A 21,116-nucleotide genomic window follows, 5' to 3' on the forward strand; every position below is an offset into this window, starting at 1 on the left:
CGGCAGGGCTATTCGGGACGTTCCGGCCGTTCCCGTCGTTCCGGTCGTCTCCGTCGTCCCCGTCGTCATAGTCGGCGCCGGGCCGACGGGTATCACCGCGGCCACCCTGTTGGCCCAATACGGCGTGGAATGCCTCGTCCTGGACCGCTGGCCCGGCGTATACCCGCAGCCCCGTGCCGTCCATCTGGACGACGAAATCTACCGCGTCATCGCCCGTCTCGGGGTCGCCGAGAAATTCGCGGCCATTTCACGGCCCACGACGGGTTTGCGGTTGCTGGACAATCGATTCAGGGTGCTCGCCGAGTTCCACCGCGACACATCGCGCAGCCGCAACGGCTTCCCGCAGGCCAACATGTTCGACCAGCCGGAGTTCGAGGCCCTGCTGCGAGCGAACCTCGAGCGCTTTCCGAAAGCGCAATTGCGCGGCAACGCCGAAGTCACCGGGGTGACGGCGGGCGAGAATCTCGTGCGCGTCACCTACACCGACCGCTGCGACGGGCGGGCCCATCATGTCGATGCCGAGTACCTGCTGGGCTGCGACGGCGCCAACAGCATGGTGCGCACGCACATCGGCTCGGTCATGCGGGACTTGAGGTTCGAGCAGCGCTGGCTCGTTGTCGATATCGCCGCCGAAGCCGAACTGCACCAGTGGGAGGGCGTACATCAGCTCTGCGACCCGGTTCGCGCCGGAACCTACATGCGCATCGGAGCGGGGCGCTACCGCTGGGAGTTCCAGCTGCTGACCGGCGAAACCGCCGGCGACTTCGGCACTTTGGAGGCGTTGCGGCCGCTGATCGCGCCCTGGACCGCCGACATCGCGGACGCTGAGTTGACGCTGCTGCGGGTCGCCGAGTACACCTTCCGCGCCCAGATCGCCGATCGCTGGCGCCGGGGCAACATCTTCATCCTCGGCGATGCGGCGCACCTCACTCCCCCATTCATCGGCCAGGGCATGTGCGCGGGACTGCGGGATGCCATGAACCTCGCCTGGAAGATAGCCGCGGTGCGCGAGGGCACACTGGCGCCCGATGTCCTGGACAGCTACGAGCACGAGCGTAAGCCGCACGCTCGGGCCATGATTCGGCTCGCGCTCACCGTCGGGTGGTCCATGACCGGGGGCGGGCGGCTGGGCAACCTGTTGCGCCGCGCGCTGCTTTCCCGGGTGCGGCTGATCCCGGGCCTGCGCAACAAGGTCGTCGACTCCACCACCCCGGCGTTGCGCTCTTCCGCGCTGGTGCACAAGGCCCGGCGGCCGCGCCAGCTTGCCGGCACGCTGTGCCCGAATCCGCTCCTGCCCGAAGGTCATCGGCTCGACGACGTGCTTGGCGCGGGCTTCGCCATGATCACGGGCAGCCAGCCGGGTGCTCAGGCAGAAGCGTCGCTGCGCCAGCGCGGCATCGCCGTGCTGGTCGTCGAGGCCGGCAGCGCGCTTTCGACGTGGCTGCACCGCGGGGGCGCAGCGGCCGCGATCGTGCGTCCCGACCGAACGGTCATGCGAGCCGACCGTGACGTTGCCGCGCTGTGCGCTTGGACGCTCACGACGGTCGGGCGACGATCAACGGCCGGTGAACCGAATGCAGAACGGCGTTGCTGACCGAGCCCAGCATGCCGGCCAGGCCGCCGCGGCCGTGGCTACCCACGACGACAAGCTGTGCGCCCTCGGACTTTTCGACGATTTGTCGCGCCGGGCGGTCGCGCACGAGCAGCCGGTACACCGCCACGTCGGGATAGCGCTCCTGCCAGCCCGCCAGGCTCTCGGCGAGACTGCGTTCCGCTTCGGCCTCCACCGCCGCCCAGTCCAGACCCGCCAGGTCCAACACGGCGACGTCGCTCCACGCGTGCAGGGCCATCAGGTCGACGCCCCGGCGAGACGCCACGTCGAAGGCGATCTCCGTCGCGAGCTCGGACGCGGGTGAGCCGTCGATCCCCACCAGGACGGGCGCGTGCTGCGGATCCGGCGGCGACTCGTCGTCGTCACGGATCACCGCGACCGGGCACTTCGCGTGCCGCACCACGGTCGAACTCACCGAACCGAGCACGCCGCGGGCCAGCAACCCTCGTCCGGAACTGCCCACGACCACCAGCTGCGCCTCGTCGGACATCTTGAGCAGTGCCAGCGCCGGGGTCGAATACACCAGCTCCCGGTTGATGGTGACCTTCCGGTCCGCGGCGTCCTCGGCGATCTTGATCGCGTGCATGACGAGCTTCTTGCCCTCGTCTTCCAGCCGCACCACCAAGGAGTCCGGGTATGGGACCGGCGGCCAGGTCGTGGTGGGCGTCACCACCGCGTGAACCACGGTCAGGCAGACGTTTCGCATCGCCGCTTCGCGGGCCGCCCAGCTCACGGCGGCGTTCGATGCGGGCGAGCCGTCGACCGCGACGACGATGCCGAGTTGTTTGGCGGATGCCGACATCTCGTTCTCCTCTCGTCAGGAGCGACGCTATACACCGCAACCACGGTCCGTCGTGAGGCTTTGGTCCTCAACCACCGGGACAAACGGCGTCGGCGGCCGATACGGTTGCCGGTGACACAAGGGGGACCTCATGGAACACCACGACCGCGACTCTACCGACGCCCTGTTACAGGAACTGTTGTGGACCTACGGACCGTGTGGCCACGAAGACGCGGTGCGGGCCGTGTGCGCCCGCGAACTGCGCCCCCTCGTGGATGACATGTGGACCGATGACGCCGGCAACCTGGTCGGCTATGTCGCTGCGACGCCGAGTGCCGGCGACGCGCCCACGACCCACGACCACCGCCAGCGCTTGACGTTCGGACCCAGCGCCGCGACTCGGGTCATGGCGCACATGGATGAACTCTCGATGCTCGTCAAGCGGATCGAACCGGACGGCACGCTGCACCTGACGGAGCTCGGGGTGATGTATCCCGGCAACTTCGGGCTCGGTCCGGTCGCCCTGCTCGGTGAGCACCAGACGCTCACCGCGGTGCTCACGCTCGGCTCGGAGCACACCACGAAAGAGAGCCGGCGGATCTGGGAGACGAAACCCGATCAGGGCGACCGCGCCCTGGACTGGCAGCACGTCTACATCTTCACCGGCCGCAACCCCGAGGAGCTCGCCGCCGCGGGAGTACACGCGGGTACCCGGGTGTGCGTCGATCGCAGCAAGCGAGACTTGGTCGAATTCGGCGACTACGTCGGTGCCTATTTCCTCGACGACCGCGCCGCGGTGACCGCCCTGCTGCGCGGCGCCCGGCTGCTCCACGACCGCGGTCAACGACCCGCCGAGGACGTCTACCTCGTGTTCACCACGAACGAAGAGATCGGCGGGGTGGGTGGTTCGTATGCCAGCGGCACCCTGCCGGGCACGCTCACGCTGGCCTTGGAGGTGGGGCCCACCGAGCGGGAGTATTCGACCAGCGTCACGGGTGGTCCCATCGTCGGCTACAGCGATGCCCTATGCGTGTACGACAAGGATGTCGCCGACCGGCTGATGAAGATCGCCACCGACCGGGGTCTGGCGCCGCAGGCGGCGACTCTCGGCGCGTTCATGTCCGACGCCTCCCACTCCAAGGCCAGCGGGCTGACACCGCGAGCGGGGTTGCTGTGCCTGCCGACGCTGAGCACCCACGGTTTCGAGGTCATACGGCGCGATGCCATCGACGACATGGCCGCGATCGTCGCCGACTTCCTGCTGCAACCCGACGCTGACACATCGACGAATTAGCCTCAGCTGAACAGGCTTTGCGCGATGTAATGCCCTTCGGCGGGAGCGGGCGGCACCGCGAAGATGGCCGAGCCGATGTGCCGGATGTATTCGTTGAGCAGGTCGTTGGCCCCGAGACGGTTCTGCAGCCGAATGAAATGCTGCGGATCGTTCTGGTAGGAGACGAACAGCAGACCGGCGTTGAGTTGGCCGTTGGCGTCCAGGCCGTCGGTGTAGTTGTAGGACCGCCGGCGGATCATGATGCCGTCGTTGTTCTCCCGGGCGGCCAGGCCGATGTGCGACCGCGGGTCGATGAGCGGATTGCCGTCGTCGCCCTTGGCGGCGAAATCCGGCGTGTCGAACTCGGCCTTGCCGCTGAGCGGCGCACCCTCCTCCTTGGTGCGCCCGAAGATCCTCTGCTGATTGCCGATCCGGTCGACGTCCCAGGTCTCCATCAGCATCCGGATCTTGCGGACGACCTGATACGTCCCGCCGTTCATCCAGGGCTGGTCGCTGTTGGCGACCCACACGAAGCGGTCATACTCCGCGTCGGTGCTGATGTTGCGGGTACCGTCCTTGAACCCCAACAGGTTTCGCGGGGTGTGCTGGCCCGGGCCGGCCGAGGCCCGTCCGAAGCCCAGCACCGCCCAGAACGGCGACACGATGTTGCGCCCGAGGCGGGCCAGGTTACGCACGGCGTGGTAGCACACCTGCGGGTCGTCGGCGCAGGCCTGCACCGACAGGTCGCCGCCATGCAGGCGGGGATCCAGGTTGTCCCCGTTGAGCGGGGGCAGGTCGGTGAACACCGCGGGGCGCCGCGCGGCCAGCCCGAATCGGTCCCCGAACAGCGACGGCCCCAACCCGATGGTGACCGTGAGACTGGCCGGGCTCAGCCCGTAGGCCTCCCCCGTGTCGGTGGGGGGCTGCACCTCGACCTGCGGCTGCACGGTGCCCACGGGATTTCCCTGCTGCAGCACCGAAGCCGCGGCCGACCACCGCGCCAGCAGACTCTGCAGGTCGCGACGGCCGGCGCCGGCGGCCAGCGAGAAGGACATGAACACGGCGTAACGCTGTGGGAGCGTGGCGATTCCGCCCTGGTGGGCCTGGCCGTAGAAGGGGTAGCTGCGGCGCAGGTCGACGGTGTCGTTTTCGTCGCTGCGGTGTGCGGCCGCGGTCGCGTAGCCGGCGAACCCGCCGCCGACGGCGCCCACGGCGGTGCCCGTCAGCCCCGCCAGCATTGCGCCGCCCAGCATGCGCCGGCGCGACACCTCGGTGGTGTCCGTGGGTTCGGCGAGTTCGTCGTCGGTCATGTCAGCGAGCCGAGACGACTTTTTGGGCGACGGTGGACAGGCTCTGGTGCAGCGGCTGGATCACCGCGGTGAGTTTGGTTGCGTCGCTTGCCTGTAGCGCGGGGGTGTACGTCCGGTAGCCGCCGAGCGCCGACGGGTCGCGGTAGCCGTCCAACACTTTCAGCACCGCCTGGAACTGCTGGTCGATCTGGTTGACCAGGTTCGCGTCGATCTTCTCCAGACCCGGCCGCAGCGAGGCGTAGGCCTGTTGGGCGCCTTCGACATTGCCCGAGAAGTCGACCAGGTCGATGTGGCTGAAGGCCTCCTCCTCGCCGGTGATCTTGGTGTTCTGCACCTCCTCGATCAGATCGCTGGCACCGTTGGCCAAGTCCTCGGGCTTGTATTGCAGGGTGGCCACCGTCGTGTTCAATTTGGCTACGTTGCTTACCAATTCGGTGCTCAACGCCTTGGTGGCCGGGGTGATCGCGCCGCCCTGCCACAGGTCGCGTTCGATGGCGTGGAAGCCCTTCCACCCAACCTTGGCGTCGACGGGAGTGGACGCCCGCATGTCGATCAGGTAGTCGAGGTTGCCGGCGTTGTCGCCGACCGCGAAGCCCGGCAGGACGAAGCCCTCCACGCTGGATTCCGATCGCTCCCAGGACAACCGCGCCTTGGCGTAGGCCGTTTTCGCGGCGTCGACGTCGCCCGATTGAACCGCGGCGTCGAGCGCCTTCACGCCGTCGCCGAGCTGACCGATCTGGTTGACGATGTAGGCGGCATAGTCCTTGGTGCCCTGGGCGAGGATGCTCGCCACCGTACCCGTCGGCCCCGCCGGCGCCTGACCCGTCACCGTCAGGGTTTGGTACTCGGTGCTGGCGCCGGGGCAATACAGCTGATAGGAGCCGCCGTCCAGGGTGACGGTGAACGACACCGGATCCAGCCCGGGCGCCAGGTTCTCCTTCTCACCGACGATGCGCTGGTCCCTGAGCAACTCCATCTCGGTGATCCCCGGCGCGCTGGCGTTGACCACCGTGAAGGTCACCGGTCCGGCCGGCACGCTGGTGGTGTCCAGCGCGCAGCTGTCCTTGCCGCCGTTGTTGGCCATCGTCACCTTGACGGCGTTGGCTTGCCCGGGCTTCGCGGGGCTGGAGCTGCCGCTCGAGTGGCCGCACGCCGCCACGGCAAACACTGCGACCGCAACGAAAGCCGGTGCGGTCAGCCAGGATTCACGGGACCGGCACCGTGCCCGGACGGTGCGATTCACCATCGATGGATCTCCTCTCCTGTTCTATCGCGCGGTCGCCGCGCCCCGAGGCCACCGCGCCCAGCGCGCAGGCCACCGCAAAAGCGCCCAGCACCAACGGAAGCCAGACCTTCCAGAGTTGCCGCTCGTCGCGCTCGTGCGCGTAGGCCGAGATGTGCGCCGCGGTCGCCTGGTCTTCGGCGGCCGCGGTGGACCAGTCGGTGGGCAGCGCACCGACGCTGACGGTCTTGGGTCCGGTGAGGCCGCCGCCGGTGAGCACGGCCGTGCGGTTGCTGGCGGCTTGAGCGCTCACCATCGAATCACCTTGGGCCAGAACGGTATAGACGGTGGTCGCCGCCCACTGCGCCTGGAAGGGCCCCGGGGTGCGAGCGAGCGTCACCCCCACCGGCAGCCGCCCGCCCGTCAGGCTCGACAACTCCGGCAGCGCGACCGTCGGCGGGCTGGGCCCGGGGTCGGTGGGAACCGTCGCCTCCCACACCCGGACCGCGATCCCGCCCAGGGTCTGGTCGCCGCCGGCGGCGAGTTCGACGGTGCTCGGCCCGCCCTCGCCCGTGATCGCCAGCGACCGCCCGTCCGGCTTGGCGAGCAGCGACACGCTGGCGGTGTGGCCGAGGCGATCGGTAACGGTGCGCGCCCGCGGCCCGGGCGCGGAGCCGCCGGCGGGCACCAGGATCGCCAGCAGCGCAGCGGCGACGAGCAGGGCCGCCGAGGCGGCGACCAGCAGCCGGCGCCGGATTCGCGGCGCCGCGGCGAGCCGGGCCGGCCACAGGAACACGACGAGCACCGGAACCGCGTAGAGCAGCCAGCCCAGCACCTCGATGAGCCGGGGGTCGGCGGGCAGCCCGAACACGCCGGTGATCAGCGCGCCCAGCATGGATTGGCTGGGCATCCAGGCCGAGAAGTCGAACACCTGTCGCTGGCCGATGGTCACCCAGCCCGCCTCGTGCGCGGTGCGCAGGCCGCCCATCACCAGCCCCGCGGCGATCAGCACCAAAAACACCCCGGTGACCCGGAAGAACCGGCCGAGATTGAGTTTCAGACCACCGAAGTACAGGCCGACGCCGAGAGCGATCGACACCGCGATGCCGGCGGCCCCGCCGAGCACGGCGAACCAGCGGTTGCCGTGCGACGTCTCGGCGGCGGCCAGCAGGAACACCGACGTCTCGAAGCCCTCCTTGAGGACGGCGAGAAAGGCCATGACAACCAGGGCCAGCGCGCCGCCCCGGTTGATCGCCTGGCGGGCCTCCCGCTCGAGCTCGCCCTTGAGCCGCGGGGCGTTGCGGTTCATCCAGATGATCATGGAGGTCACGAACACCACCGCGATGGCGTTGATGACGGTCTCCATCATCTCCTGCTGGGCCTGCGGCAGGGTCGCCGAGACCAGGTCCAACCCGACCCCCACCGCGACGCTGATCAGCACGGCCAGGCCGACGCCGGCAAACATCGGGCGCACCGACTGGCCGTTGCGCTTGAGGAAGGCGCCCACGATGCTCACGATGAGCGTCGCCTCCAGGCCCTCGCGCAGGCCGATGAGGAAAGTGCCTATGAAAACGCCGTATACGCCCTGCATCCACCCGATTCCTGTCGCGCGCTCAGGCGGGCAGTTTACCGGTATTCAGGGGCCGACCGGCTGCGTCACGAAGTCGATGAGCTCCTCGACCCGGCCGATCAGCGCCGGCTCCAGGTCGTTCCAGTCGCGCACGCGCGAACGGATGCGCCGCCAGGCCCGGGCGATGTCCGCCTGGTTGGCGTGCGGCAGGCCGAGCGCTTCGCACGCGCCGCGCTTCCACTCGACGTGCCGCGGCACCGCCGGCCACGCCTTGAGGCCGAGCCGCTGCGGCTTCACGGCCTGCCAGATGTCGACATAGGGGTGGCCGACGACCAGGGTGTGCTCGCCGCCCGGTCCGCGGCGCACCGCGTCGGCGATCCGCGCCTCCTTCGAGCCCGCGACGAGGTGGTCGACGAGCACGCCCAGCCGGCGTCCGGGGCCGGGCTCGAACTCGGTGACGATGCTCACCAGGTCGTCCACCCCGCCGAGGTGCTCGACGACGACGCCCTCGATCCGCAGGTCCTCGCCCCACACCTGCGCGACGAGCTCGGCGTCGTGGCGGCCCTCGACGTAGATCCGGCTGGCGCGGGCCACCCGGGCGCGCGCGCCGGGCACCGCGACCGATCCCGACGCCGTCCTGCCCGCGACGGCCGGTGCCGGCCGGCGCGGCGCCGTGAGGATCACCGGGCGGCCGTCGAGCAGATACCCGGGGCCCAGCGGAAAACCGCGGGTGCGCCCGTGCCGGTCCTCCAGCTCGAGCCTGCCGTGTTCGACGCGGACCACCGCCCCGACATAGCCCGTCTCGACGTCCTCCACGACGAGGCCCGACTCGGCCGGGTGCTCGGTCGAACGGGGCTTGCGCCGGCCGGTGGCGAGGACGTCGGGCCCGTAGCGATCCATCACCCGGCCATACTAGGAAGCGTTGCGGCCGAACGCCGTTACGGCGCGCCGCGCACTAGGTGATTCGCCGGCCGTCGACGCCGAAGAAGTGCAGGTGCCCCGGTTCCGGATGCAGGCGCACGCGGCTGCCCTTCTCGGGCGGGTGACGGCCGTCGGCGCGAGCGACGACGTGTTGCTCGATCGCCTTGCCGGAGCTGGTGATTCGGCCGTACAGGTAGGCGTCCGCCCCGAGCTCCTCGACCACGTCGACCTCCATCTCGACGCCGAGGTCGCCCAGTTCGAAGTGCTCGGGACGCACCCCGACGACGACCTCGCTTGCCGTGCCGGCGATCTCACGCGGCAGCCGGATCGGCCAATCCCCCAGCGACACGGCAGAATCCACGATCGGCAGGGTGAACAGGTTCATCGCCGGCGACCCGATGAATCCCGCGACGAAGACGTTGCCCGGGTTGCGGTAGAGCTCGCGGGGCGTCGCGAACTGTTGCAGCACGCCGTCGCACAGCACCGCGACCCGGTCCCCCATGGTCATGGCCTCGACCTGGTCGTGGGTGACGTACACGGTGGTGGTCTCGAGGCGCCGCTGCAGTGCCGCGATCTGGTTGCGGGTCTGCACCCGCAGTTTGGCGTCGAGGTTGGACAGCGGCTCGTCCATCAGGAACACCTGCGGGCGGCGCACGATCGCGCGCCCCATCGCCACCCGCTGGCGTTGCCCACCGGAGAGGTCCTTGGGCTTGCGATCCAGATACGGTTGCAGGTCAAGCAGTTTCGCCGCGGCCAGCACCTGCTCGCGGATCTCTGCCTTCGGCGTTTTGGCGATCTTCAGCGCAAAGCCCATGTTCTGCGCGACGGTCATGTGCGGGTAGAGCGCGTAGTTCTGGAAAACCATCGCGACGTCGCGGTCCTTGGGATCGACGTCGGTGACGTCGCGGTCGCCGATCAGGATCCGGCCCGAGTCCAGCGTCTCCAGTCCGGCCACCATCCGCAGCGACGTCGTCTTGCCGCATCCGGACGGCCCCACCAGGACGACGAATTCGCCGTCGCCGACGGCCAGTTCGAGGCTGTCCAGGGCGGGCCGGTCCGCGCCCGGGAAGCGCCGCGTCGCTCGCTCGAAGGTCACCGAGGCCATGGGCTACCCACCGAGTCCCGTCACCGCGATGCCGCGGACGAAGGATCGCTGCGCGATCGCATAGATGATGACGAGCGGCAGCATGATCAGCATCGAGGTCGCCATGATCACCGGCCACCGCGCGACGTACTCGCCGCGCAGCCGAACCAGCCCGATCGTCAGCGTGGCCAGGCTGTTGCGCTGGATCATCAACAGCGGCCAGAGAAAGTCGTTCCACACGTTGACCCAGGTGAGCACCGCCAGCACCATGACCGCGGGCCTGGCATGGGGAAGCAGGATCCGCCAGTAGATCTGCCACGGCGAGCACCCGTCGAGAATCGCCGCCTCCTCGAGATCGCCTGGGAGCGTGCGGAAGAACTGCCGCATCAGGTAGGTGCCGAACGCGCTGCCGAACAGGCCGGGCACGATCATCGCCCACGGCGTGTCGACCCACCCCGCCAGCCGCATCAGGATGAACTGCGGGATGACGGTCACGGTCAGCGGCACCATCAACGTGCCCAGGTACAGGACGAACAACGTGTCGCGGCCGCGGAATTGCAGGCGGGCGAACGCATATCCGGCCAGGGAGCAGAAGAAGACGTGCCCGGCCGTGACGCATCCGGCGTACAGCACGGTGTTGAGGAACATCCGCCCAAAGGGCATGAGCGCGAACACGTCGGTGTAGTTGGACCACCGCGGGTGGGCCGGCAGCAGCCTGGGCTCGGTCACCTCGCCTTCCCGTTTCAGCGAGCCCGAGACCGCCCAGGCCACCGGGAACAGCGCGCACCATGCGATCGCGATCAGCGCGGTGTAGACGGCGACGCCGCGGAGGAGGTTGCGCGTGACCACGCGCTCAGCTGAGGGCACCGGAAGCCTCCCACGAGCGCCGCCGCGTGATCCGCAGCTGCAGCACCGTCAGCACCAGCAGGATGGCGAACATCACCCACGCCAGCGCCGACGCATAACCGAATTCCAGGAACGAGAACGCGTGCTGAAAGAGCATGATGCCCAGGACATACGTCGCCGATTCCGGCCCGCCGTTGGGGCCGTTGAGGACGTAGACCATGTCAAAAGCCTGGAACGCGTGGATGATCGAGATGACCACCACGAACGAGATCGCCCCGCGGATCAGCGGCACCGTGATGGACACGAACTGCCGTATCTCGCCCGCCCCGTCGATCCTGGCCGCCTCGTACACGGTTTCCGGAACGCCCTGCATCGCGGCCAGCAGGACGACGGTGGCGAACGGCACGCTGCGCCACACGGCGACCGTGCACAGCGAGGCCATCGCCCAATTGGGGTCCACCAGCCACGGGATCGGGCCGATCCCGACCCAGCCGAGCATGATGTTGAGCAGCCCGTTGTCGGTGTTGAAGACGAACTGCCAGACGACGGCCATCACCACCGACGAGATCGCCAGGGGCAGAAAGACGATCGTGCGAAAGACGCCGATGCCCTTGACTTTCCGGTTCAGCACGCCGGCGACGACGAGGCTGATGGCGATGGTCGGCACCACGGTCCCCACGGTGAAGACCACGCTGTTGCGCAGCGCGATCGGAAACAGCGGATCCGAGGTGAACAGCTCCCCGAAGTTCTTCAGCCCCACGAACTTCGGCGCCCTGAACACGTCCCACTGCTGGAAGCTCATGTAGAGGGAGAACCCGAGCGGAAACAGCATGAACACGGCGACCGCGACGAGGTTGGGCGCGACGAACAGGCGCCCGGCGCGCGCGCGCCGGGGCGAGGGCCCACGGGCCGCGGTGGTGTCGACCGATGTCATGGGGTCCGCAACACCTCGTCGACGGCGCGGGACAGCCCGGTCAGCGATGTGGCCGGTCGCGCCCCGCGCAGAACGGGTCCCATGTTGCGGTCCATCAGCGCGGAGACCTTTTCCCACGCCGGGCTGACCGGAAGCCCTTCCGAATACGCCGGCCCCTCGGTGAGCACCGCGAGGTTACCGACCCTGGCGTGGGCCCGCCGGAATCCGTCGGAGTCGAGCGCGGACCGCAGCACCGGCACGAAGAGGCTGGACTCGCCGATCAATGCCTGTCCCACCGGGCCCGTCGCGAACTTCACGAATTCCCACGCCTGCTCCTTGCGCCGGCTGCTCGCCGAGATGGCCAGCCCGGTGGTGCCGATGTTGGAGTGGGCGGGCTGTCCCTGCCGTCGCGGACCGACCGGCAACGCGGTGACATCGAAATCGAGGTCCTCGGCCCGGATGAAGGTCTGGTAGCGCCAGTGGCCGCCCAGCGCGATCGCCGCCTTGCCCGCGGCGAACAGGTCGGGCGTCGACATCGACTGCGTCTCGGATGCGTTGGGCGCCACCCGGTGCTTGTTGGACAGGTCGGCGTAGAACTGCACCGCCTCGATGAACGCGTCGTCGTCGAAATTGAAATGTGTCGGGTTCTTCAGCGGGGTGGACCACGGCACCCCGTTGTTCATGGCGAACAGCCCGGCCGAATAGTAGGAAACAAACGTGTTGACGAAACCCCATTGGGTGGCTCGTCCGGATCCGTTCCGCTTGGTGAGAGCGGTTGCGGCGTCCAGGAATTCGCCGAAATTCCATGGCCGTTCCCATGTTCCTGGCGGTGCCGGCCGGCCCGCCTCGGCGAAAAGCCGTCGGTTGTAGAACAGGTAGTTTCCCGACCATTGCTCGGGGAGGGCGTACTGGCCGTCGTTGAAGGTGAAGGTGTCAAACAGGTTGGCGATGCCATCGGATTTCAGCTGCGCGGCGAAGGCCGGATCCCGCGCCAGCAACGTGTTCAGGTCCAGCAGCACCCCGCGGTCGGCGAGTTCGGCGTAGGTCAGCTCCCACGCCATCAGGACATCGGGGCACTTGCCCCCGGCGCAGAACGTCGACAGCTGCTGCATGACGCCCGGCCCGGACAGCACCGCGCGCACCTTGATGTCGGGATGGCGGCGGCAGAACTCGTCGATGATGCGCATCCGGGCCTGGCGCTCCTCCGGATTGGCCGCGAAGAAGAACGTCAACGCGTCGTCGTCGGAAGCGCAGCCCGCGGCCCACGGCGCCAGCGAGGCCGCGGTGAGCGCGCCGGCGCCCCGCAGCAGATCCCGCCGTCCGAATGGCCTATCGAGCATGGTGCTCCCGATCCTGCCCGACGCGCCCGGGATGTGCCTGCGACGGCGGGGCCGGCAGCGTGAGGACGGCCCGGCGCAGCCGCTCGGCGTCACCCGTGATGTCGATGGTGTGTATGCGGTTGTCGGCCCCGATGCCGATCCGCAGCATGATCCGGGGACGCCCGCGCGGTGCGATCACGACGCCCGGCGCGCCGTCGATGAGCAGGACCGCGCCGACCCTCGCGCGCCCGGCGAAGCGGCGGGTCTCCTCGGCGACCGCACGGGCGCCGCGCACCTCGGTCGGCACGTCGGCGGGAACCAGCGCCCGATCGACCCGGCGCACCACGTCGGGGGCGAGCAACTCGAGCAAGGTCGCGATGTCGCCGCCGCGCGACGCGGCCAGGAAGGCGTCGACGATCTCGACGTGGTGGGCCGTCCGGCCGGGCCGGGCGGGCGCGTCGCCGAGCAGTCGCCCGCGGGCCCGGCTCGCCAGCTTCTTCGCGGCGGCCGGCGTCCGGTCCAGCAGGCCGGCGATCGTCTCGAACGGCACGGCGAACACGTCGTGCAGCACGAAGGCGACGCGCTGGGCCGGTGAGAGCCGGTCGAGGACGACCAGCAGCGCGCGACTCACCGAGTCGGCCAACAGCGTTTCCTCGTCGGCCGGGGCCGACCCGGTCCCGGCCAGCCGGTCCAGCTCCTCGGCGTCGGCCAGCGGTTGCTCGGCGCGCCGCTTGCGCGTTCGCAGCTGATCCAGGGCCTCGTGCGCGGTGATGGTCGTGAACCAGCCGGTGAGGTTTTCGATCTCGTCGACGGCGCCGGAACGGCTGGCCTTCAGCCAGGCCGACTGCACCGCGTCGTCCGCGTCGGCCAACGAGCCGAGCAGCTGATAGGCGACCGACCTGAGATGCCGGCGATCCGCGTCGAACCGTTGCGCCAGATCCTCGAGTCTTTCGACAGCGCCCAAGAGGTCACCTTTTCCGCACGGGGGTCGTCAAGGAGATGACCACGTCCATCGAGCCCTCTGTAGCAAATCTGTAGCAAAGGAGACCAGCACCATGACCCTACCGATCGACGGGGTTGACCCATGAACACCACATTCGTCATCGTCACGGTGGCCACCGCGGCCATCACCGCGGCCGCCGGCGTCGCCGACCTGGTCCCGGCCGGGTTCGTGCTGGCAAACTCGGCCGAGGTCGGTGTGCCGCGTTCCTGGCTGCCGGCGCTGGCGGGGCTGAAACTGGCCGGCGCCGTCGGGCTGGTTGTCGGGCTGCTGGGGCTGCGGGCGTTGGGAATCGCGGCCGCCGCGGGCCTGGTGCTGTTCTTCGTCGGTGCCGTGCTCACGCATCTACGGGCCCGCGTCCTGTACAACATCGCGTTTCCCGGCGCCTTCCTGTGTCTGTCGGCCGCGTCGCTGGCGCTGATGGTCGCGCGGTGACGGGGATCAGGCGGGAAAATAGCGAATCTGGTTGATGGTGTCGGCCCGCCACGCCATGTCGGCGAACACAATGTCGCGCCCTTGGCTGAGGGCGACCGCGACCGTTGCGCCCGCGCCGATCACCTTGGTCCAGCCGGCCCCGTCGAGTTGCTCGACCAGCTCGGCGAGCTCGAGCGGATCGTTGTCGCCCAAAGTTATTGGGGCAGTGGGTGATAGCGTCCGCACGGCGCCGGGCCGATCGTTGCGCGCGACGGCCCCGAGGAACGCCTCCGTCAGCCTCTTGTGCCGCGCCCTGGCCCGCCGGAAGCCGGCCATGAAGCCCGCGGTGCCCCGCAGCCCCTGGTTGGCCAGCAGGCCGCGCGACAGTTGCAGGGCGGGCGTCAGGGCCGGGGTCCCGGCGCGCACGAACTGCAGCATCATCACCGGCAGTTCCCAGTACGCCCGCATGTGGGCAATCTGCCACTGGCCGTTGGCCTCTCGGAGGTCATAGCGCAAGACGGCGGGGATGTGCATCGTCACGGCCGGGCCCATCGTCACCTCGAGCTCGAGGTCACGCAGCACTGCGGCGCCGAAGACGATGTCGTTGCCGCGATGGAACGTGATGTCGTGCGGGCCGATGAAGGTGTCGTAGAAGCGGTAGATCTGCTCGCGTCCCACGTGCGGCCGCGACCCGACCGGGTCTTCGACGCGGGCGTCGGTGGTGAAGATGCCCACCCAGTCGTCGCGGTCGTGCGCGGCGACCGCCCGAGGCGACCGCTCCACGGCGGCGAGCAGACGCTCACGGTCCAGGGGCACCACCATCAGCGGCCCTCGACCAACTCGACGCCGGCGGATCGCAGCTCGGCCAGGGCCGCGTCGGCCGAATCCGGCGCCACGGCCGCCGTCAGGTCGACGAGCACCCTGGTGGTCAAGCCGGCGCGCGCGGCGTCCTCTGCGGTGCAGCGGACGCAGTGATCGGTGGCGATCCCGGCCACGTCGACCTCGTCGACATCGTGTTGCCGCAACCAGTCGAGCAGCGGCTTCCCGTTCTCGTCGCGGCCCTCGAAGCCGCTGTACGCCGCGGCGTAGGCGCCCTTGCGGAACGTCGCCTCGATCGGGCCGGTGTCGAGGCCGGGGTGAAACTCCGCGCCGAAGGTTCCCGCGACGCAGTGCGGCGGCCAGGACGACGAGAAGTCCGGGTGGTCGGAGAAGTGGTCCCCCGGGTCGATGTGGAAGTCCTGGGTGGCGACGACGTGCTGGTAGCCCGGCCCGCCGGCGAGATAGTCGTTGATGGCTGGGGCCACGGCGGCGCCACCGGCCACCGCCAGCGAGCCGCCCTCGCAGAAGTCGTTTTGCACGTCGACGATGATCAACGCTCGCACGTGATCCACCCTATCCTCGTCGCGGCGGGGCGACCGCCGATAGCTGCGGCGGTCCGGCGGTTTGTTTGCGGGCACGTCGGGTAACCCCCCTGCCATGTTGATCCGGAGAATCGCACGTCCCCTCTTGTCCGTTGCGTTCATCGGCCAAGGCGTCGAATCGCTGCTCAACCCGAAGCCGGCGGCGGACGCCGCCGCGCCCGCGGTGGAGGGCCTGCAGTCGCTGCCGGATCCGGTGGGCAGCAAGATTCCGAGCGACCCGCAGACGTTCGCGCAAATCACCGCCGCCGTTCAGATCGGGGGCGGCCTGCTGCTCGCCACCGGCAAGTTGCCGCGAGTGGCGTCGGCCGCCCTGGCGGTCACGGTACTGCCGGCCAACCTCGGCGCGCACATGTTCTGGGCCGAGACCGACCCGCAGCGCAAAGCCGAGTTGCGCCAAGCCTTCCTGAAAGACCTGAGCCTGTTGGGTGGGCTGGTCATCGCGTCCGCGGACACCGCGGGCAAGCCGTCGCTGGGGTGGCGCGGGCGCCGGGCGGCCGAACGGCTCTCCGAGCGGGTGTCCTCGGCGCTACCGGGCTCGCAGGTGGACGGCGAACTCGGCGAACTCGGCGAGAAGATCGTGCACCGCCTGCAGGTCGGCGCCGAACGCGGCCGCGAGCTCGCCAGCACCGCCGCCGAACGGGGCGCGCCCTACGCCGAGGCCGCCCTCGAACGCGGCCGCGAGCTCGCCAGCACCGCGGCCGAAAGGGGCGCGCCCTACGCCGAGGCCGCCCTCGAACGCGGCCGCGAACTGGCCAGCACCGCGGCCGAAAGGGGCGCGCCGCTGGCGAAGAAGGCGCGCAAACGCACCGAAGAGCTGGCGAGCACGGCCGCCGAACGCGGCGGGCCGCTGGCGAAGAAGGCGCGCAAGCGTGGCGAAGAGCTTGCCGACACGGCGTGGGCGCGCGGCAGCCGATTGGCCGACACCGCGCGCGACCGGGTGGGCGGCCAGGTCAAGACGCGCCGGCGCAGGCGCCCCTGGTAGTCGCTCGTTTCAGCGGCCGGCGTGGCGGCGCTCTTGGCGGCGCCGCAGGTAGAGCGCCCACGAGAGCACCACGACCACGAACGAGACGAGCTGGACGCCCACCACCCAACCCGCGGGGTAGATCACTCCGTTGATGTAGTGGGCGATAAAACCGTCGGGCGGCAGCGGCGGCATTCCGGCGCGGGCCCGCGCCCAGCGTTCCACCCAGGTCAATGGGCAGTCGACGCTTTTGGTGGCGATGGCCGCACCCCAGATCACCGCGGCGACGTGCAGCCAGATCGTGCGTGGCCAGCGCAGCGCGAGGAAACCACCGGCCACGACGTAACAGATGAAGGCGAAGTGCAACGCGACAACGAGCCCGACCACCGATTGGTACACGGCTCAGCCGCTCGAATCATGTTGTGGTGCGTGGTTTTTCAGGAAGGCGTCGACGACGGCGTCGACATCGGGGCCGATGTCGACGGTGACCCCGCGCTCGTCGGCCCCAAGGGGTTCCAGGATGTCGAATTGCGAGCTCAGCAGCGCGGGCGGCATGAAATGGCCGGTCCTGGCCGACATCCGGCGGTTGATCAATTCCGGTGAGCCGTTGAGGTGCAAGAAATCGACGCGCGGGCAGCGCGCCCGCAGCCGATCACGGTAGTCGCGCTTGAGCGCCGAACAACTCACCACGCCGCCGGCGGGGTGGCCGGCGAGCCACTCGCCCACCTTGTCCAGCCACGGATAACGGTCGTCGTCGTTTAGCGGTTCACCCGCGGTCATCTTGGCGATGTTGGCCGCCGGGTGCAGCGTGTCGGCGTCGAGGTAGGGCACCCGCAAGCGTTGTGCGAGTGCGCAACCCACCGTCGACTTGCCCGACCCGGAGACACCCATCACCACGATGGGTGACGGCGCGGCGCCCGGGACCGCGCTTATGTCCGGTCCCCAAAGTTGCGGTTCCACTCCACCCAGCCGACGCCGCTGCGGCCGTCCGGTGTGCTGACGCGCGCCCACGCGCGGGGGAACTGGCTCACCCGCCCATCGGCGGCGACCAGGCGCACCGGCGCGTGGCCGCGCACGTCGACCTCGGCGGCGATGTCGCCCGGTTCGAAGCTCAGCGTGGCGTTCAGGGGTAACCCGTTGGCGCCGAACGGTTCCCGGGAGGTGATGGTCCGCAGCTCGCTCACCTTGCCGTCGGCGCCCTGGATGTAGCCGATGCTGAACGGCGGCGCGTCGGGAATCCGGATGTTCACGCCGTGCAGGTGGGTGCCGTCATCGAGGTGCAGCGCGCTCCACAGCCAGTCCATGCTCCACCAGTCGCGCACGCCCCACGAGTGGTCGCGCTGCCCGGGAACCGAGTCGAGGCGATACCTGGTGTCGCCGACCGTGACGGTGCCCGAAACCGTGCACGGGATCTCATAGCGCGTGGTGATCCGGTACTTGTACGGGCTGCCGGCGGTGGCCCACTCCAGCCGCATCGTCATGTCGACGGGGGTGCCGGGCTCGCCGCGCAACAGGGCCGACGGGTCCTGATGGGCCTCGCCCCGCGCCCGCACGTCGACGCTGTAGGTCCGCAGCGGCGCGACGGCGGAGTGACCGACCTCGACAGCGTCGGTGCGCAGCACCCATGGATCCGCCGGCAGCGGGACCCGCGCGTCGACGGCCACGGTCGGCATGTCGGGTCCGCACAGCAGCGCATGAACCCACGCCGTCCGCTGGTTCGCGATCAGGCCGATGCGGAACCAACCGCCCAATCCCTGGGCCGCGTCGACGAAGTCGGCGTACCAGCTCTCGCTCCACAACGGTTCGTCGGTCGGCGCGTGCGCGAGTTCGTCCTCCTCCGACGGTCGCAGCGGCTCCGGCGCCGCCGCGGCGGGCAGCGTCGCCAACGCGTCGCTGTCCAGCACATGGTCGCAGTGGCGTTCCAGCATCGTCATGAACAACCGGTCGCCCCGCTCGGTGCGCTCCACCAACATCGACGACACGATCGCCATCATCACGCCGAAAAAGCTTTGGCGGCGCACACCTTCCGCGACGTCGTCGACGGTGATCGGGGCCGCCGGTCCCAGCGCCTCGTGGTAGGCGCGCAGCAACGCGTCGTAGGCGGCGCGACGATCCCGCGTCGACAGCGCACAGCCGAGGAAGTAGGACAGGTCGGTCAGGGCCGGGCCCCAGGACACGGTCTGCCAATCGACGACGGTGAGCGGGCGGTCGGCTTCGGCGGTACCGAACAACATGTTGTCCAGCCGGTAGTCACCGTGCACCAGGCCCTGAATCCGGCCCGCCTCCTGGGCCAGGTAGCCGTCGAAGGCGGCGACCAGGCGTTCGCACACCGCGCGGTGCTCCGGGGCGATCCGGTCGCCGTAGCGCTCGACGAAGCCGGCGTAGAGCTGGGTGATCATGGTCTGGTCGAGCGGCGCGTCACGGTTGAGCCAGGGCGCTTCGGCCAGCGACGTGTCGCCGAGCAGCGGGCCGTGCAACCGCCCCAGTTCGGTGACCGCGAGCCTGGCCTGTTCGATTGTGGCGCCGGCGATTTCGTCGCCGACGGTCGCCGGACCGGCGTCTCCGAGCAGCAGGTCGAACGCTCCCGTCGCGGTGTCGATGGCCGCGTGGTAGCAGGGCGCGATCGGCCCGCCGAGCCGCGGCGCGATGTCGCCGTAGAACCGGACCTCGCGCTCGTAGAGGCCCAGGGCCAATCCGGTCTGCCGGCTCACCGGATCGGTGGCCGCGACCTTTAGCACCACCGACTCCGGGCCGCCCGGGCCCGCATCGTCGTAGCGCAGCCGGACCCGGTAGCACTCGCTCATCTGGCCGGTCCCGATGCGCTCGACGGCGAAATCGGCGACCACGCCGGCGCCGATCGCGGCGGTCAGCCAGGTGGCGGTGAGGTCACCGGGGCGTTCGATGACTTGTTCGGTGTCGGCGTGCATGGGGGTCAGCGTGCCAGGTCACTGCGCCAAGGAGAAGCCGTCCCAGGCCATCCGGCGCTGCGGGTGCGGGTCGAACTCGATGCGGCTCCTGCGATCGAAGACCATGACGGCGCGCTGGGTGGGCGTGTAGGCGGGCCAGTCGTCGTGCGGCACCCCGGTGCGGCTGAAGTTGCGCCACCGTCGTTGCACCTGGTTGCTGACCCGCAGGGCGGCGCGCTGATCGGCCGCGGCGGTCAGCAGCGCGCCGAGCCTGGTGCGATAGAAGTCGAAGACGGCCAGCAATTCGGTGGCGTGGGTGGCGCCCAATCCCGACCACCGCAACGTTCGCGGGGCGTAGTCGTACCGGTACAGGTAGGTGGGCGCATGGCGGCCGTGGGCCTCGGCGATCTGCCAGGCCGCCGAGCTGAACGCGAAGTCGCCGCCGAGCTGAATGCACGCCGACGGCGACGGGTAGTCCGGGTACGCGGCGGTAATGCGTTCGCGCGCAGCCGGTTCGGCGTCGGCCAGCAGCTCCTCGATCATCGACTGGTTCGTTGGCAGCATGCGCAGGAAGCGGGTGAACAGCCGGCCCTCTTCGGCGTTGGTGCCCACGATGAGCGGGGCGCGATGCGCGCGGCCGTCGCGCATCGCCTCGACGGGATCCATCGGCAGGATGTCGTCACCGGTGACCGGACCAATTGGGAAGGCCCCCAACCTTTTTTGCATGCCCTGCTCGATCAGCCGGTGTTGGGTTTCCACCAGTTGGGCGGCGGACGCCTGCATCAGCGCACTGGCGGCGTCGCGGGTGCGGGCCCCGAGGAGGTTGGCGAACCGGTCCGCGAACTCGTCGGCAACCTCCTTCGACCGCACCAGGCCCGACGCCGGGCTTTCCGAGATCGCGCGGGCGAACAGGCCTTCGGTCGCGGGCACCGCCAGCAGCGTCGCGGTTATGCAGGCGCCGGCGCTTTCGCCAAAGATGGTGACGTTGCCCGGGTCGCCTCCGAACCCCGCGATGTTGTCCTTGACCCATTGCAGCGCCATCACCAGATCGCGCAGGTACAGGTTGCTCTCGATGGTGATTTCCCGGGTCGACAGCGACGACAGGTCCAGGCAGCCCAGCGCGCCCAGCCGGTAGTTCACCGACACGTAGACGCAACCGCGCCGGGCCAGCGCGGCGCCGTCGTACAGCGGGGTCGCCGAGCTGCCCAGGATGTACCCCCCGCCGTGGATGAACACCATGACCGGCAGTGGTTCGGCTTCTCGGGATTCGGGTGCGACGACGTTGAGCGTCAGGCAGTCCTCGCTCATCGGCTGGTATTTGCCGACGCCCAGCATGGTGTAGCGGCGCTGCTGGGGCGCGCAGTGGGTGAAGCCGTGGCAGTGCCGCACACCGGACCACGGCAGGGGAGGCTGCGGCGCCCGGAACCGCAGCGGCCCGACCGGCGGCCGGGCATACGGAATGGATCGCCAGCGGTGCACGCCGTCGCGGGTGAAGCCTTCGACGATTCCGGCGGTGGTGCGGGCGCGAATGGTGCGCTCATGCATAACCCGACGTTAGCGGAC

At 69.6% G+C, this 21,116-nt stretch carries 20 protein-coding genes; 4 read left to right on the forward strand and 16 right to left on the reverse strand.

Annotated elements, in window-relative coordinates:
* Positions 1 to 10: 10 nt before the first annotated feature.
* The gene (locus OQ968_RS10045; protein WP_324677414.1) at positions 11 to 1,594 is read left to right on the forward strand and encodes a bifunctional 3-(3-hydroxy-phenyl)propionate/3-hydroxycinnamic acid hydroxylase; all 1,584 of its coding nucleotides are present in this window, start codon (positions 11 to 13) and stop codon (positions 1,592 to 1,594) included.
* On the opposite strand, the gene OQ968_RS10050 is transcribed toward OQ968_RS10045, so the two are convergent.
* On the reverse strand, positions 1,536 to 2,414 hold the full coding sequence (locus OQ968_RS10050) for a universal stress protein (protein WP_324677214.1): 879 nt from the start codon (positions 2,412 to 2,414) through the stop codon (positions 1,536 to 1,538). The two genes, OQ968_RS10045 and OQ968_RS10050, sit on opposite strands and share 59 nt — an antisense overlap.
* A gap of 130 nt (positions 2,415 to 2,544) precedes the next feature.
* Here OQ968_RS10050 and OQ968_RS10055 point away from each other — a divergent pair, with 130 nt between their 5' ends.
* Complete coding sequence (locus OQ968_RS10055; RefSeq protein ID WP_324677216.1) at positions 2,545 to 3,687, forward strand: peptidase M42; 1,143 nt, start codon at positions 2,545 to 2,547, stop codon at positions 3,685 to 3,687.
* A 2-nt stretch (positions 3,688 to 3,689) separates the two neighbouring features.
* Here OQ968_RS10055 and efeB read toward each other — a convergent pair whose 3' ends face one another.
* The 9 genes from efeB to OQ968_RS10100 are packed head-to-tail and all read right to left on the reverse strand — an operon-like array spanning position 3,690 to position 13,815.
* Positions 3,690 to 4,976, reverse strand: coding sequence for an iron uptake transporter deferrochelatase/peroxidase subunit (gene efeB, locus OQ968_RS10060; protein WP_324677218.1), 1,287 nt, complete (start codon positions 4,974 to 4,976; stop codon positions 3,690 to 3,692).
* Position 4,977: 1 nt separating this feature from the next.
* Complete coding sequence (gene efeO / locus OQ968_RS10065; protein ID WP_324677416.1) at positions 4,978 to 6,144, reverse strand: iron uptake system protein EfeO; 1,167 nt, start codon at positions 6,142 to 6,144, stop codon at positions 4,978 to 4,980.
* A gap of 37 nt (positions 6,145 to 6,181) precedes the next feature.
* The gene (gene efeU / locus OQ968_RS10070) at positions 6,182 to 7,789 is read right to left on the reverse strand and encodes an iron uptake transporter permease EfeU (RefSeq protein WP_324677220.1); all 1,608 of its coding nucleotides are present in this window, start codon (positions 7,787 to 7,789) and stop codon (positions 6,182 to 6,184) included.
* Between the two features lie 45 nt (positions 7,790 to 7,834).
* Positions 7,835 to 8,671, reverse strand: a complete 837-nt coding sequence (locus tag OQ968_RS10075; protein WP_324677222.1) for a DUF3097 domain-containing protein — start codon at positions 8,669 to 8,671, stop codon at positions 7,835 to 7,837.
* Between the two features lie 52 nt (positions 8,672 to 8,723).
* Positions 8,724 to 9,794 (reverse strand): sn-glycerol-3-phosphate ABC transporter ATP-binding protein UgpC, encoded by a 1,071-nt coding sequence (locus OQ968_RS10080; RefSeq protein WP_324677224.1) that lies wholly within the window; start codon positions 9,792 to 9,794, stop codon positions 8,724 to 8,726.
* A 3-nt stretch (positions 9,795 to 9,797) separates the two neighbouring features.
* Positions 9,798 to 10,640 carry a carbohydrate ABC transporter permease gene (locus tag OQ968_RS10085; protein WP_324677226.1) on the reverse strand — a complete coding sequence of 281 codons (843 nt, stop codon included), beginning with the start codon at positions 10,638 to 10,640 and terminating at the stop codon, positions 9,798 to 9,800.
* Positions 10,627 to 11,553, reverse strand: a complete 927-nt coding sequence (locus OQ968_RS10090; protein ID WP_324677228.1) for a sugar ABC transporter permease — start codon at positions 11,551 to 11,553, stop codon at positions 10,627 to 10,629. Before OQ968_RS10090 ends, OQ968_RS10085 begins: the two co-directional genes overlap by 14 nt.
* The gene (locus tag OQ968_RS10095) at positions 11,550 to 12,872 is read right to left on the reverse strand and encodes a sugar ABC transporter substrate-binding protein (protein WP_324677230.1); all 1,323 of its coding nucleotides are present in this window, start codon (positions 12,870 to 12,872) and stop codon (positions 11,550 to 11,552) included. The genes OQ968_RS10090 and OQ968_RS10095 overlap by 4 nt, the downstream gene beginning before the upstream one ends.
* Positions 12,862 to 13,815: a sigma-70 family RNA polymerase sigma factor gene (locus OQ968_RS10100; RefSeq protein ID WP_324677232.1), complete on the reverse strand. Its 954-nt coding sequence runs from the start codon at positions 13,813 to 13,815 to the stop codon at positions 12,862 to 12,864. Before OQ968_RS10100 ends, OQ968_RS10095 begins: the two co-directional genes overlap by 11 nt.
* Positions 13,816 to 13,935: 120 nt before the next feature.
* On the opposite strand from OQ968_RS10100, the gene OQ968_RS10105 reads away from it, so the two are divergent.
* Positions 13,936 to 14,286 (forward strand): DoxX family protein, encoded by a 351-nt coding sequence (locus OQ968_RS10105; protein ID WP_324677234.1) that lies wholly within the window; start codon positions 13,936 to 13,938, stop codon positions 14,284 to 14,286.
* Between the two features lie 6 nt (positions 14,287 to 14,292).
* Here the strand turns inward: OQ968_RS10105 and OQ968_RS10110 are convergent, their stop codons facing one another.
* Together OQ968_RS10110 and pncA are read right to left on the reverse strand one after the other, a co-directional pair.
* On the reverse strand, positions 14,293 to 15,087 hold the full coding sequence (locus OQ968_RS10110) for a nuclear transport factor 2 family protein (protein ID WP_324677236.1): 795 nt from the start codon (positions 15,085 to 15,087) through the stop codon (positions 14,293 to 14,295).
* Positions 15,087 to 15,647: a pyrazinamidase PncA gene (pncA, locus tag OQ968_RS10115; RefSeq protein WP_324677238.1), complete on the reverse strand. Its 561-nt coding sequence runs from the start codon at positions 15,645 to 15,647 to the stop codon at positions 15,087 to 15,089. The genes OQ968_RS10110 and pncA overlap by 1 nt, the downstream gene beginning before the upstream one ends.
* A 94-nt stretch (positions 15,648 to 15,741) precedes the next feature.
* Here pncA and OQ968_RS10120 point away from each other — a divergent pair, with 94 nt between their 5' ends.
* Positions 15,742 to 16,668, forward strand: a complete 927-nt coding sequence (locus OQ968_RS10120) for a DoxX family protein (RefSeq protein ID WP_324677240.1) — start codon at positions 15,742 to 15,744, stop codon at positions 16,666 to 16,668.
* A gap of 9 nt (positions 16,669 to 16,677) precedes the next feature.
* Here OQ968_RS10120 and OQ968_RS10125 read toward each other — a convergent pair whose 3' ends face one another.
* The 4 genes from OQ968_RS10125 to OQ968_RS10140 are packed head-to-tail and all read right to left on the reverse strand — an operon-like array spanning position 16,678 to position 21,098.
* On the reverse strand, positions 16,678 to 17,046 hold the full coding sequence (locus OQ968_RS10125; RefSeq protein WP_324677242.1) for a DUF2784 domain-containing protein: 369 nt from the start codon (positions 17,044 to 17,046) through the stop codon (positions 16,678 to 16,680).
* Positions 17,047 to 17,049: 3 nt separating this feature from the next.
* A complete protein-coding gene (locus tag OQ968_RS10130) occupies positions 17,050 to 17,538 on the reverse strand; it encodes a gluconokinase (protein ID WP_324677418.1) in 489 nt (162 codons plus the stop codon).
* Positions 17,539 to 17,576: 38 nt separating this feature from the next.
* Positions 17,577 to 19,574, reverse strand: coding sequence for a phosphotransferase (locus OQ968_RS10135; protein ID WP_324677244.1), 1,998 nt, complete (start codon positions 19,572 to 19,574; stop codon positions 17,577 to 17,579).
* A gap of 18 nt (positions 19,575 to 19,592) precedes the next feature.
* Complete coding sequence (locus OQ968_RS10140) at positions 19,593 to 21,098, reverse strand: carboxylesterase/lipase family protein (protein WP_324677246.1); 1,506 nt, start codon at positions 21,096 to 21,098, stop codon at positions 19,593 to 19,595.
* Positions 21,099 to 21,116: the final 18 nt, after the last annotated feature.

Origin of the sequence: Mycobacterium sp. 663a-19 (assembly GCF_035616495.1) — a bacterium.
Taxonomy (GTDB): Bacteria; Actinomycetota; Actinomycetes; order Mycobacteriales; family Mycobacteriaceae; genus Mycobacterium.

What these genes read in the sequence shown, in the direction of transcription:
- OQ968_RS10050 (WP_324677214.1), bottom strand. Translation starts at nt 2,414, where the DNA reads ATGTCGGCATCCGCCAAACAACTCGGCATCGTCGTCGCGGTCGACGGC.
- OQ968_RS10055 (WP_324677216.1), top strand. Translation starts at nt 2,545, where the DNA reads ATGGAACACCACGACCGCGACTCTACCGACGCCCTGTTACAGGAACTG.
- efeB (WP_324677218.1), bottom strand. Translation starts at nt 4,976, where the DNA reads ATGACCGACGACGAACTCGCCGAACCCACGGACACCACCGAGGTGTCG.
- efeU (WP_324677220.1), bottom strand. Translation starts at nt 7,789, where the DNA reads ATGCAGGGCGTATACGGCGTTTTCATAGGCACTTTCCTCATCGGCCTG.
- OQ968_RS10080 (WP_324677224.1), bottom strand. Translation starts at nt 9,794, where the DNA reads ATGGCCTCGGTGACCTTCGAGCGAGCGACGCGGCGCTTCCCGGGCGCG.
- OQ968_RS10090 (WP_324677228.1), bottom strand. Translation starts at nt 11,553, where the DNA reads ATGACATCGGTCGACACCACCGCGGCCCGTGGGCCCTCGCCCCGGCGC.
- OQ968_RS10095 (WP_324677230.1), bottom strand. Translation starts at nt 12,872, where the DNA reads ATGCTCGATAGGCCATTCGGACGGCGGGATCTGCTGCGGGGCGCCGGC.
- OQ968_RS10105 (WP_324677234.1), top strand. Translation starts at nt 13,936, where the DNA reads ATGAACACCACATTCGTCATCGTCACGGTGGCCACCGCGGCCATCACC.
- OQ968_RS10110 (WP_324677236.1), bottom strand. Translation starts at nt 15,087, where the DNA reads ATGGTGGTGCCCCTGGACCGTGAGCGTCTGCTCGCCGCCGTGGAGCGG.
- OQ968_RS10120 (WP_324677240.1), top strand. Translation starts at nt 15,742, where the DNA reads ATGTTGATCCGGAGAATCGCACGTCCCCTCTTGTCCGTTGCGTTCATC.
- OQ968_RS10130 (WP_324677418.1), bottom strand. Translation starts at nt 17,538, where the DNA reads ATGGGTGTCTCCGGGTCGGGCAAGTCGACGGTGGGTTGCGCACTCGCA.
- OQ968_RS10135 (WP_324677244.1), bottom strand. Translation starts at nt 19,574, where the DNA reads ATGCACGCCGACACCGAACAAGTCATCGAACGCCCCGGTGACCTCACC.
- OQ968_RS10140 (WP_324677246.1), bottom strand. Translation starts at nt 21,098, where the DNA reads ATGCATGAGCGCACCATTCGCGCCCGCACCACCGCCGGAATCGTCGAA.